This is a genomic window from Methylobacterium aquaticum (genome assembly GCF_001043915.1).
Taxonomy (GTDB): domain Bacteria; phylum Pseudomonadota; class Alphaproteobacteria; order Rhizobiales; family Beijerinckiaceae; genus Methylobacterium; species Methylobacterium aquaticum.
Map to the genome: position 1 here is coordinate 24,040 of NZ_LABX01000181.1, position 11,196 is coordinate 35,235.

Annotated in this window: 11 protein-coding genes and 1 riboswitch; of the genes, 3 read left to right on the plus strand and 8 right to left on the minus strand. The window is 70.9% G+C overall.

Translation table 11 applies throughout. From position 1 onward, the window contains the following. Positions 1–8: 8 nt before the first annotated feature. Positions 9–217, minus strand: a riboswitch (cobalamin riboswitch). Between the two features lie 99 nt (positions 218–316). The 6 genes from VP06_RS22435 to hppD form a co-directional block, all read right to left on the minus strand. After that, entirely contained in the window at positions 317–1,264 is a 948-nt protein-coding gene (locus VP06_RS22435; protein WP_063928422.1) for a TAXI family TRAP transporter solute-binding subunit, read from the minus strand. 108 nt (positions 1,265–1,372) lie between these two features. Then, positions 1,373–2,329, minus strand: a complete 957-nt coding sequence (locus tag VP06_RS22440) for an SGNH/GDSL hydrolase family protein (RefSeq protein WP_082167555.1) — start codon at positions 2,327–2,329, stop codon at positions 1,373–1,375. Next, a complete protein-coding gene (locus VP06_RS22445; RefSeq protein WP_048466012.1) occupies positions 2,290–3,387 on the minus strand; it encodes an OpgC family protein in 1,098 nt (365 codons plus the stop codon). Before VP06_RS22445 ends, VP06_RS22440 begins: the two co-directional genes overlap by 40 nt. A 272-nt stretch (positions 3,388–3,659) precedes the next feature. Continuing rightward, positions 3,660–4,025 (minus strand): hypothetical protein, encoded by a 366-nt coding sequence (locus VP06_RS22450; RefSeq protein WP_048466013.1) that lies wholly within the window; start codon positions 4,023–4,025, stop codon positions 3,660–3,662. A gap of 13 nt (positions 4,026–4,038) precedes the next feature. Next, positions 4,039–5,601 (minus strand): S10 family peptidase, encoded by a 1,563-nt coding sequence (locus VP06_RS22455; protein WP_048466014.1) that lies wholly within the window; start codon positions 5,599–5,601, stop codon positions 4,039–4,041. Positions 5,602–6,062: 461 nt separating this feature from the next. Beyond that, positions 6,063–7,193, minus strand: coding sequence for a 4-hydroxyphenylpyruvate dioxygenase (gene hppD, locus VP06_RS22460; protein WP_048466015.1), 1,131 nt, complete (start codon positions 7,191–7,193; stop codon positions 6,063–6,065). Positions 7,194–7,313: 120 nt separating this feature from the next. Between hppD and VP06_RS22465 the strand changes: the two genes are divergently transcribed. Beyond that, complete coding sequence (locus VP06_RS22465) at positions 7,314–7,802, plus strand: Lrp/AsnC family transcriptional regulator (RefSeq protein ID WP_048466016.1); 489 nt, start codon at positions 7,314–7,316, stop codon at positions 7,800–7,802. 108 nt (positions 7,803–7,910) lie between these two features. Then, the gene (locus VP06_RS22470; protein WP_048466017.1) at positions 7,911–8,966 is read left to right on the plus strand and encodes a patatin-like phospholipase family protein; all 1,056 of its coding nucleotides are present in this window, start codon (positions 7,911–7,913) and stop codon (positions 8,964–8,966) included. Between the two features lie 40 nt (positions 8,967–9,006). On the opposite strand, the gene VP06_RS22475 is transcribed toward VP06_RS22470, so the two are convergent. Next, positions 9,007–9,438 carry a CBS domain-containing protein gene (locus VP06_RS22475; protein ID WP_048466018.1) on the minus strand — a complete coding sequence of 144 codons (432 nt, stop codon included), beginning with the start codon at positions 9,436–9,438 and terminating at the stop codon, positions 9,007–9,009. A gap of 131 nt (positions 9,439–9,569) precedes the next feature. Further along, complete coding sequence (locus VP06_RS22480; RefSeq protein ID WP_048466019.1) at positions 9,570–10,388, minus strand: rhomboid family intramembrane serine protease; 819 nt, start codon at positions 10,386–10,388, stop codon at positions 9,570–9,572. 483 nt (positions 10,389–10,871) lie between these two features. Here VP06_RS22480 and VP06_RS22485 point away from each other — a divergent pair. After that, positions 10,872–11,196: PAS domain-containing protein (locus VP06_RS22485; protein WP_048466020.1), on the plus strand; the 325-nt coding region annotated here is incomplete at its 3' end.

Consider the following 11,196-nt stretch of genomic DNA (forward strand, 5'->3'; position numbering starts at 1 on the left):
GACTGCGCCGGAAGGCGCATGCCAAGGCAGGTCTCCTGGCTCGCGGATCACCGGTCCCGCCTGGCCTTCCCGGTGCCAATGCACCAGTGGCCGCCGGCGGCGAAACCTCTCCGCTCACAGTTGCGGGGGCAGCCCCGGTCTTGCTCGAACGAGCGCACCGGGTTCCCTCTTCGCCCACGGACTCGACGCCCGGGGAACCTTGGCGGCCACGACCTTGCCACGGTCTTTGCACCGCAGCAATCGATCAGAAACGCAGCGTAATAACGTTGCGATCTCTGTGGCCGTGGCGCTACACCGTCCGGCGCTCGGTTCGAGATCAGGGCGTGCCGGACTGCCGCAGGTACGCGGCCGTGGCCGGGTGGAGCCAGTCCGCCGGGATCGCTGCCGCGAGATCACGGGGATCGCTCGGGCGCTCGTGGGCCAGGCGCCGGGCGAGGGCCGGCCTTGCCGTGTCGATCGCCGCGACGAGGCGGGCGACGGCTGCCGGATCGAGGCCCGGCCGACCCAGGATGAAGCTCCACGATCCCACCGTCTCGATCGCCGCGTCCTGGCCCGGGAAGGTGCCGGGCGGGACGGTGATCCGCCGCAGGGACGGGCTCGCCGCCAGGATCGCCGGGATTGCCGTCGCGGAGGGGCCGAGGAAGCGAGCCCCGCCCGGCCCCTCCGCCATGGCCCGGAAGCCCGGCCAGCCGGTGCCGCCGCCGAAGAGCGCCGCGGCCCGCCCGTCGCGCACCATCGCGGGGCCGTCCCCGGCATGATCGAGGAGGAGCGGCCGGATGTCGTGCTCCGGATCGAGGCCCGCGCCGCGCAGGATGGTCCGGCCCATGGCGGTGAGGCCGGAACTCCGGGTGCCGAGGGCCACCGGCTGGCCGCGCAGGTCGTCGATGCGGCGGACCGGGCTGTCGGCCGGCACCACGAACAGGCCGGGCGCCGCATAGACCGGCGCGACCACCGTCACGGCCGGCGGAATCCCCTGCCCGGCGAGCGCCGCGTAGGCGTACTCGCCCTGGACGAGGCCGAGATCGACCTGTCCGTCACGCAGGAGGACCAGGTTCTCGGTCGAGCCCTTGCTGGCGCGCAGCTCGAGGGTGAGATCCGGATCCACCTCCCGGATCGCCGCGGCCAGCGCCTCGCCATAGGCCGGGAAGCCGCCGCCCGGCGTCGCGGTGGCGAGGACGAGGCGCAGGGGCTCGGCGGCGTGAGCGGCCGGTTGGGCGGCGAGGAGGCCGATGCAGATCGCAGCGAGCAGCCCGTGTTTTCTCATTGTCCTGCCCCGCCTTCCCTCGACGCCGCCGCGCATCACGTCAGTCCGTTGCCGTCATGGCGGTGCCCGGATGACGTGGCGCGCGTGAAGAGGTTGCAGAGCGGCGTGTCAATTCGCCGGCACCGGCGACGCCACCGGAACGGGCGCCACGTCCGGCTGGAGCAGCGAGACGGTGATCGCCCGGGTGACGTGCTCGGCCATGCAGCGATAGCCGAGATCGGCGAGGCGGAACCCGGCACCCGCCTGCGCCGTGTCGCCACCCTTGAGGGCGCTGATCGCCCGGCCGGCGAGATAGCGCATCGCCTCGTAGCGCTGGACCAGCGGCACCTGCTCGCGCTCGGCGACTTTCTGGATCGCCTGCACGAACTGGCGGTAGTAATCGTCCTTGGCGAGGCTCGCGGTGTATTGGGGATCGACCAGCACCACGTCGATGCCATGCGACTTGATCCAGGCCACCGTCTCGGCCAGGGACTGCGAAAAATCCTCGATGTCGACGCGGGCGAGGGCGTCGTTGCCGCCGACCTGCCAGACCACGAGGTCAGGCTCGATCTCCGCCACTTGGTTGCGCAGGCGCTCCGCCGCCCCGAAGGCGATCTCGCCGGAGACGCCGCGGCTCTCCACCGTCACGTCGATGTCGGGCAGGGACCGGGTCAGGGCATCCTCGAGCCGCACCGGATAGGTGGCGGCGGTGCCGAGGCCGCCGGAATTGGAGCCGATCGTCAGGACCTGGACGGCCCGGTGCTCGCGCAGGGCCTTCTTGACCGCCTTGAGCTTGGCCAGGGTGTAGAGCTTGGAGCCCGGCACCCGGCATTCGGGAGAGAGGCTGGGATCGGGTGCATCCGGGCTCGGCGCGGTGGCCTGCAGCGCCGGGATCTCGGCATGAGCGGGCTGGGGCTGGGCCGATTGGGAAAGGGTCGGCTGCTGCGAAGGAGCCGGTGGAGCCGGCGCCGGCTGGACCTGCCCGGGCTGGGGCGTCGTCGACTGGGCCTGAACGGCGAAGCCGAGGCAGCAGCCCAGCGCGAGGCTCACGCCGCCGAGGAGGGACGGGGAGAGCGAGAGCGCCATTCGACGAACCATGCCGTGAAGGAGAGAGAGGCTAACCCGCATCCTACGACAAAGACGTCGGTCGCGAAACCTCCCCCGGTCCAGAAACGAATCAGTTGTGCACCGAGGCTGGCGACCGAGCCGACCGAGAACACCGCCAGCGAGTTGCGCCCGAGGCCGGCGAGCTGGCGGGTGAGCCAGCGCGCCCGCGGCTGCACCAGGCCGAAGACCGTCTGGAAGGCGAGGAGCACGCCGAGGAAGTGGATCAGCCGGGCCGGCGACAGGTAGGATTTGTCGAAGATGAACAGCAGCCGCGGCTCCGGCACCGCCAGGGGGTCGGGGCGCAGGTTGAACCAGGACAGGACCGCGCCGACGATCACGATGGCGATCCCGAGCGGCATCAGCCGGCGGCGCCAGGCCAGGAAGCGCTCCGAGCTGCGCCGCCACTCATGCGCCGCGAAGCCGAGCACCAGCAGCAATTGCCAGCAGAGCGGATTGAAGAACCAGTGTCCCTCCACCGGCCAGCTCGGGATGTTGATCGCGAAGACCAGGCTGACGGCGTAGAGCAGGACGGAGATTCCGATCGCGAGGCCGAGATGGATCCGCGACAGCAGCACGAAGACGGGGGCGAGGCCGAGCAGCACGACGTAGAGTGGCAGGATGTTGAAGAAGCCGAGCTGGTGCAGCAGCGTCACCCAGCCGACGGTCGCCTGGATCGGGTCGCTGAAGACCGGCCCGGCATTGTGCCATTCCACCAGCAGCGGGTTGTCGAGCGCGAGGGCAGCGCCGGCCAGCATCGCGAGGGCCATGGCGGTGATGACGAGCTGCGCCCGGTACACCTCGACCATGCGCGAGAGCAGCCGCAGCACCGTGCGCGGGGCCGGCTCCGGCACCCCGTCGCGCCCGCGGGTGGCGATGCCGATCGACCAGCCGGCCAGGAACACGAACAGCTCGGCCGCGTCCGAGATCCCGTACTGCGAATAGGTGTAGTTCTGGAAGACGTTGCCCGGGATGTGGTTGATGAAGATCGTGATGAGGGCGATGCCGCGCCAGAAATCGACCGCATTCGGTTCACGCATGCTGCTCGTGGTCCCTCTTGCAGGCCCGCGGGCGCCCCGACCCGGGGCAGCCCCGCCATCGATGAAGTTCCGCACAGGGCAGGGCCGCCGAGCGGCCAACCCGGCAGGATCGTCCGGGGATCGCCCTGCCCTCAGCAGACTTGCATTGGCAGGCCAACGCTTCGCCCGCTTAGAGCGCTTCACGGTTGCGTTGCCATCGCGACGCGCTCTAGCTCTTTGATTTTGCCGCATTTTCTACGACGAACCAGTGTCCAGGTCGTCGAAAAAATGCTCTATTTCACGATCCGGTCGAGGCGGTTGTTGATGAAGAAATACAGCTCCTTGGCGCCGGGCTCGGTGTAGAGCACCTGCACCTCGCGCTGGCCGCGGCCGCTCTCGCCGACCAGCACGTCGGTCGGCGGCTTGCCCTTGAGCCTCACCAGCTCGCACTCGCCGAGGCCGGGCGCGATCTCGGTCGCCGTCGCCGGGACCGCGCCGGTGCAGGTGCCGTCCTGCGCCAGGACCGGCCCCCAGTTCGGCGGCGAGGGGGCGGCTTTGGGCGGGCTTGCGAGGTTCACCGGCGGGGCGGCGCGGTCGGTGCTGCTGCACCCGGCCAGCGCCACACTCACCAGGGCGATTCCGATCACCGTCCGCCGCATCGTGCCCCGCCCGTCATCGTCCTTCGCCGCCGCGCCGCCGCGCCGCCAGGGCCGTCTCGTAGAGGCGGAGCGCATCCCCGCGCAAGGCCGCCCGCGAGCCTTTGCGGAAATAGAACATGTGGCCACCGGGATAGACCGAAAGGGAGAGGCGATCGCCGCTGCCGTAGGACGGCATCTGGTCGAGGATCAGCTTCGAGGCGAAATAGGGCGTGACGAGGTCGGTGTAGCCGTGGGCGACGAGCACCCGCAGGTCGCCGTCGAGGGAGAGGATCTGGCGCAGGTCGCTCACCACCTCCGGGGCAGAGCGGCCGCCGCCCCAGTTCCAGCCGAGGTTGACCGCGTTGTTGAGCAGCTCGTAGCGCAGGTTCGGCACCCGCCAGTTCAGGGTGCGGGCGGTGAGATCGATGGCGGCGCTGGTGAGCGGCGCCAGCATGGCGGTGAGGATCGGATCGGCGAAGCGCCCCTGCGCCGCGCTGGGATCGGGGTCCCAGCCGGTGATGCCGGTGTCGTAGGCGCTCGCCACGCGCCGCGACTCGCGGTCGGCGTCGCGCTGGTAGCTGGCGCCGGAGACCCGGCCGGCCTGGCGGCGCACCAGGGCGGGATCGAGCCCGGTGAGCGCCGCGACCCGCTCGGTCATCCGGTCGATGGCGGCATTGTCGGCGGGTCCACGCAGGAGGTCCGCGAGATAGGGCCCGGTGGCATAGGTCTCGGCGGCCTGCATGCGGGCGGGATCCGGGGTCTCGCCGCGGCGCTCCAGGCCGGCGGCGGCGAGCGAGGGCAGCCGCGTCACCGCACCGAGGGGATTGTGCCGCGGCGACTGGAGAGAGCCGAAATCCAGCACCGGCGAGAGCAGCACCAGGCCCGAGAGCCCGACGCCGACATCGTCCTGGAGCTTGCGGGCGATGAGCGGGCCGCGGAACCCGCCATAGCTCTCGCCGAGGAAGAATTTCGGAGAGGTCAGCCGGTCGTTGGTGCGCAGCCAGCGGGCGATGGCCGCCGACAGGATCGCGGCGTCGCTCTCGACCCCGTAATAGCGCTTCGCGTCCTCGCCGGCGGCGCGGCTGTAGCCGGTGCCGACCGGATCGATGAAGACGAGGTCGGTGAAATCGAGCCAGGTCTCGTCGTTCGGGACCGTCACCGGCGCTGCCGATGGGCTGATGCTGGTGCCCTCGAAGGGCAGGCGCCAGGGCCCGACCGCCACGAGGTTGAGATAGGCCGAGGCCGCACCCGGCCCGCCATTGACCGCGAAGGTGACCGGCCGGGTCCGGGCCTCCCGGTCCGGCAGGGTGAAGGCCGTGAAGGCGATCTCGGCCTGGAGCTTGCCGGCTTCGTCGACCAGCGGCAGGCTGCCGGCCACGGCCGTGAAGCTCACGGTCCGGCCGTCGGAGAGGGTGAGGCTGTGCTGCGTCGTCGCGTCGGCGGGCAGGCGCCGGCCCTCGGGCTGGCGGGTCTCCTGACGGCTCTCCTGGCGGGTCTCCTGACGCGCCTCCGGCCGGGCGGGTTGAGCGGCGAGGGGCGCGGGCGCCAGCAACAGGGCCGCCGCGACGGCGAGGATCCGGGTCGTGAAACGGGTCATGACGTCTCCTCGGGGTCGAGGCCCTTGTCGCTTATCCGTGGATCTCCGCTCCCTCTCCTCGGAAAGATCAGGCGCAGGCTCCCTCTCCCCGCCTGCGGCAGGGCCGTCCGGGAACAAGTTAGGGGAGATTGCTCGCCCAGCCACACCGGAGGCGATCCGGGCGTTGTCCGGTTGCCGCGATGCGGCCATCCGGTCGGGACAGCGCCCCGGCGATACCCGCTTCGCCCACCGGCCGGAAGGCGCGATCGGCATCGGCTCGCCCAGGGCTCGACGAGGAATCCGGTCACGACGGCGGGTGGAGCGCCATCGCCCGAGCTGGGAGCGGTGTTCGTCGTCCGGCCCGACACCATCAGGCAGAGCGTGCGCCGGCAATGCGTGGCGTCGATGATCGCCGTCCCGCTGCCGCGCCCGCCGCCGCCACTGTCCCCGGTTCCGCCCGGTTCCGACCTGCGCTGGCTCCCTCAGGCCACCGCACCCCGGGTCCCATCGGCGGCCAGCACGCCGCGGCGGATCTGGTCCTCCTCGATCGATTCGAACAGGGCCTTGAAGTTGCCCTCGCCGAAGCCGTCGTCGCCTTTGCGCTGGATGAACTCGAAGAAGATCGGCCCGATGGCGTTGGCGGAGAACAATTGCAGCAGGATCTTGGTCATGCCGCCCTCGATCACGCCCTCGCCGTCGATCAGGATGCCGTTTTGCTCCATCCGCTCCAGCGGCTCGCCGTGGCCGGGCAGGCGCCGGTCGATGCGGCGGTAATAGACCGATGGCGGCGACGGCATGAAGGCGACGCCCCTCCCCCGCAGTGCCTCGATCGTCGCGTAGATGTCGCGGCAGCCGCAGGCGATGTGCTGGATGCCCTCGCCGTTATAGGCGTGCAGGTATTCCTCGATCTGGCTCTTCGCATCGGCCGATTCGTTGATCGGGATGCGGATCTTGCCGTCGGGCGAGGTCAGCGCCTTCGAGAACAGGCCGGTCTGCTTGCCGGCGATGTCGAAGTAGCGGATCTGCCGGAAGTTGAAGAGTTTTTCGTAGAACCCGGCCCAGACGCTCATCCGGCCGCGATGCACGTTGTGGGTCAGGTGGTCGAGATAGTAGAGGCCGAGCCCGTCCGGCTTCGGGTCGCGCTCGCCCAGCCAGACGAACTCGGCCTCGTAGGGCGAGCCCTTGGCCCCGTAGGTCTCGACGAAATAGAGCAGCGAACCGCCGATGCCCTTGATCGCCGGCACGTCGAGGGTCTTTTCGCCGTCCGCCGGGTCGGCCGGCTCGGCACCAAGGGCGAGCGCCCGGTCGTAGGCGGCCCGGGCATCGACGACGCGAAACGCCATCGCGGGGGCGCAGGGGCCGTGAGCGGCGACGAAGCGATGGCCGTGGCTGCCGGGCTCCTCGTTGACGAGATAGTTCACATCGCCCTGGCGATAGACCGTGATCGCCCGGCTGCGGTGGCGCGCCACCGCCGAAAAGCCCATCGCGCGGAACAGGTCGTGCAGCGCCTGCGGCTCGGGATGGGCATATTCCACGAACTCAAAGCCGTCCGTCCCCATCGGATTGGCGGCGGTGACCTGCGCGGCCGGGGCATCGTGCGGATAGGGACCCATCACTCGACATCCTTGTGGAAGCAACCGCCGCATCACAGCATGGACGGCCCGCGCGGGGCGTGCGAAATCCGGGCACCGATGCGGGGCCCGCGCACGGATCGCGCATGGATGCCGCCTCCGATGACCGATTCCCTCACCCTCGACCGGTTCGACCTGAAGATCCTCGCGGCGCTCCAGGAGGATGGCCGGCTCGGCAACCAGGAGCTGGCCGAGCGGGTGCACCTCTCGGCGAGCCAATGCTCGCGCCGGCGCCTGCGGCTGGAGGAGCGCGGGGTGGTGCGGGGCTACCGGGCGGAGCTGGCGCCGGCGCCCCTCGGCCTCACCGTCACGGTCTTCACCAAGGTGGCGCTCGCGACCCACAACCGCGACAATGCCCGCCGCTTCGCCGAGCTGGTCCGCGGTCTCGACTGCGTGCTCGAGGCCCACGTGATGACCGGCGACAGCGACTACCTGCTGAAGGTGATCGTGCCCGACCTGAAGGCGCTCTCAGGCCTGGTCAACGATGTGCTGCTGCCGCACGAGAGCGTGGCGCATGTCCACTCCTCGGTGGTGCTCGACACGCTGAAGGAGGCCGCGCCCCTGCCGCTGCCGCGGCCCCCCGCGACATGACGCAGCGGGAATCGCGGTCGATGACGATGCAACCTCCGCCGTTGACGAACGCTTGATGGATCCAGGCCACACTGCAACCCGGGACAAGCCCGGCGGAGGTCAGGCGCCATGATGTGGGACGGCATCGCACTCTTTTCCGGCGCGCCGCTACGGCGCTCAGCGGACGGCGTGCTGGGTGCCGCAGGCGTCCCTCCCCTTCTGCGCGAGCCGGAACGTCCGCGGCGGGCCAAGGTCGGGCTGGCCCTCGGCGGCGGGGCCGCCCGGGGCTGGTCCCATATCGGGGCGATCGAGGTGCTCCAGGAGGCGGGCATCACCATCGACGTGGTGGCGGGCTGCTCGATCGGGGCGGCGGTGGGGGCCTGCCACGCCGCCGGCAAGCTGGGCGAGTTGCGCGAGTTCGCCCTGTCGCTGACGAAGCGGCGGGTGATGGGCCTGCTCGATTTCCACATCAGCGGCTCGGGGCTCATCGCCGGCGAGCGCCTGCGGCGGCTGCTCGATCGCGACCTCGGCAACACCCGCATCGAGGAGCTGCCGCTCACCTTCGCGGCGGTGGCGACCGAGCTGGGCACCGGGCACGAGATCTGGCTCACCCGCGGCGGTCTCGTCCAGGCGGTGCGCGCCTCCTATGCGCTGCCGGGCATCTTCGACCCGGTGAAGATCGCCGGGCGCTGGCTGATGGACGGGGCGCTGGTCAACCCGGTGCCGGTGACGGCGGCCCGCGCACTCGGCGCCGATGTGGTGCTCTGCGTCAATCTCAACGGCGACATGCGGGTGCGCGGCACGGTGATCCAGGCGCACGGGGCGGACGAGGCCGAGGCGGCGACCGATGCCGCCCCCGGACCCGCCGCCGCGATGCCGGAGGAGCCGTGGCGCTGGCCGCTGATCGGCAACCGGCGCCAGAAGCCGAAGCCCCGGCCGGAGGCCGGCGCGCCGAGCGGCATCGCCAGCGTGATGGTCGACGCCTTCAACATCACGCAGGACCGGATCTCGCGCTCGCGGCTGGCCGGCGACCCGCCAGACGTGATGATCAACCCGAAGCTCGCCCAGATGGGCCTGTTCGAGTTTCACCGTGCCGAGGAATGCATCGAGCTCGGCCGCCAGGCCACGCGGCGGATGCTGCCGGAGATCCACGAGATGATCGCGGCCTCCGTCACGCCGGTGTGAGGCCGAGGCGTCGGCGGCGGCCGAGCCGCCACCGCGCCGGTCAGGCTGTGGCGATGTACTCGCGCATCGCCCGATGCTCGGCCTCGACCGATTCGATGCGATGCTTCACCACGTCGCCGATCGACACGAGGCCGACCAGGCGGCCGTCCTCGACCACCGGGACGTGGCGGAAGCGCCCGTCCGTCATCAGTTCCATCACCTCGTCGACGGCGGTGGCGCGGGTGCAGCACACCACCTTGGCGGTCATGTGCCGGGAGACCGGCGCCTCGAGGGCCGCGCCGCCGCCCCGGACCACGGCGCGGATGATGTCGCGCTCCGACAGGATGCCAAGGACCGATTGGCCGGCATCGCTCACCACCAGGGCGCCGATGCCCTTCTCGGTCAGGAGCGCCGCCGCCTCCGCCAGCGTGCGGTGGGGCTGCACGGTCACCACGGTGCGGCCCTTCTGCGACAGGATGCGCGCAACGGTCATCAACACCTCCCTGATCGGCCCCCGCCGGCCTTGCGGTCCGGGCGGGACGCTCGTTTGGAGGCCGAGTGTGTGACCGCGCGCCGATCGAGGCAAGCACCCCGGAGGTCGAAGGAAGACGATTCCCGCCCGGCTCAGCGTCGTCCGAGCCGATCGACCAGAGGAAGCATCAGGAAACCGACGACGAACCCGCCGAGATGGGCATCCCAGGCGACCGCGGAGTCGCTGAGGCCGAGCGGCAGGGCGGCGAGGCCGAACAGCAGGTTGGTGACCAACCAGATGGCGAGGAAGACCACCGCCGAGCGGTTGCGCAGGAGTTCGGGGATGGTCTGCAACCGCGTCGGCACCGGGCGCTGCCAGGGCACCGAGGCCGGCCCCGCCATCTCCACCGGCTGGAAGGCGAAGCGCACCGCCGCCGCCATCAGCCCCGACACCCCGGCCGAGGCGCCGATCAGCGGCACGGTGCTCAACGGATCGATGAGGACGTGGAGAAAGCCGCCGGCGGCGGCCGAGACCAGGGCGATCAAGCCGTAGCGCCAGGCGCCGCAGCGCCGCGCCACCGGCGTGCCGAAGGCCGCGAGCCAGACGCTGTTGAGCAGCACATGGGCCCAGGAGCCGTGCAGGAGCGCGTAAGACACGAAGGTCCAGGACATCGCGCCCGGATCGGCCACCAGGTAGGCGGCGAAAGCCTTGCGTGCCTCGACCTCGAGGGCGCTGCCGCCCGAAGCCGACGCGGCCTTCAGCACGTCCGCGGCCCGGTCCGGGTCGAGGGCGAGGGTCCAGCGCGCCGGCACCAGGGCGAGGTCGAGGAGCAGGGTGATGTCCCACACGTCCGGCAGCACCTGCCGCACGGCGTGGATCAGCACCAGGATCCCGACCGAGGCGGTGACCACGGCGGGCATGTTGAACACCGGCACGCGCGGCGGTCGCGGGAGGTCGGGGGTGGCATCCATGCGGGCACCATTGCGGGGGCCCGGGGCCGACCGCAAGGGCAAGGGGCGACGCGGACGCCGACCACCTGCAAAAAGACGAGGCCATGCACGAAAAAAGGGGAGAGCGTTGCCGCTCTCCCCGGAAGAGAGTGAATCGCACCAAGCCGCGCGGATTGGCCACGCGATTCGCGTGCGGGACGCCGCCAGGACCGTGACGACGCGGGCGTGAGGCCCTCACTCCGTTTTCACGCGAGCGGGCTTAGGGCGTGCGTGACGCCCCGGCCAGCTCGAAATCTCCGTCGCCGATGACGATCGCGCAGGTGTGAGCGAAACGCAACATTAATGACTTGGTAACCCTAACAGAACCTTACGCTCTCGCAGCTCTGGCGTTCGGCATACGGTCTGCTGCACCGAATCAGCCGCGCCGGCCGTCGTCCCGCTTTGGAGCAACGGCCGGTCGCGTGTGGACCGACCGACCCCAAGACCGTACCAGACCGAGACGCCATGAAGCACCCGACCAGCCGCCTGCTCCACGCCTACTGGGACGGCCTGCGCGGCGCCCGCGCCGCGCCGGAGCGGGGCGAGATCGAGCCCGGGGAGATCCGTCACGTCCTCGCCGACAGCCTGATCCTCGAGATCGACGCGCCTCGGCAGGCGGCAACGGTGCGGCTCGCCGGCACCCGGCTCTGCGCCTTGTTCGGGGCCGAGCTGCGGGGCCTTTCCTTCGCCGACCTGTGGGGGGAGATGCCGGCCGCCGATCCGTGGCGCCTCGTCGAGGCGGTGATCCAGGAGACCGCCGGCGTGGTGGTCGGCCTCGTCGGGGTGACGG

Bases quoted from the DNA above. Each gene is read 5' to 3' on its own strand.
- VP06_RS22435 (WP_063928422.1), bottom strand. From the start codon at position 1,264: ATGAGAAAACACGGGCTGCTCGCTGCGATCTGCATCGGCCTCCTCGCC.
- VP06_RS22440 (WP_082167555.1), bottom strand. From the start codon at position 2,329: ATGGCGCTCTCGCTCTCCCCGTCCCTCCTCGGCGGCGTGAGCCTCGCG.
- VP06_RS22445 (WP_048466012.1), bottom strand. From the start codon at position 3,387: ATGCGTGAACCGAATGCGGTCGATTTCTGGCGCGGCATCGCCCTCATC.
- VP06_RS22450 (WP_048466013.1), bottom strand. From the start codon at position 4,025: ATGCGGCGGACGGTGATCGGAATCGCCCTGGTGAGTGTGGCGCTGGCC.
- VP06_RS22455 (WP_048466014.1), bottom strand. From the start codon at position 5,601: ATGACCCGTTTCACGACCCGGATCCTCGCCGTCGCGGCGGCCCTGTTG.
- hppD (WP_048466015.1), bottom strand. From the start codon at position 7,193: ATGGGTCCCTATCCGCACGATGCCCCGGCCGCGCAGGTCACCGCCGCC.
- VP06_RS22465 (WP_048466016.1), top strand. From the start codon at position 7,314: ATGACCGATTCCCTCACCCTCGACCGGTTCGACCTGAAGATCCTCGCG.
- VP06_RS22470 (WP_048466017.1), top strand. From the start codon at position 7,911: ATGATGTGGGACGGCATCGCACTCTTTTCCGGCGCGCCGCTACGGCGC.
- VP06_RS22475 (WP_048466018.1), bottom strand. From the start codon at position 9,438: ATGACCGTTGCGCGCATCCTGTCGCAGAAGGGCCGCACCGTGGTGACC.
- VP06_RS22480 (WP_048466019.1), bottom strand. From the start codon at position 10,388: ATGGATGCCACCCCCGACCTCCCGCGACCGCCGCGCGTGCCGGTGTTC.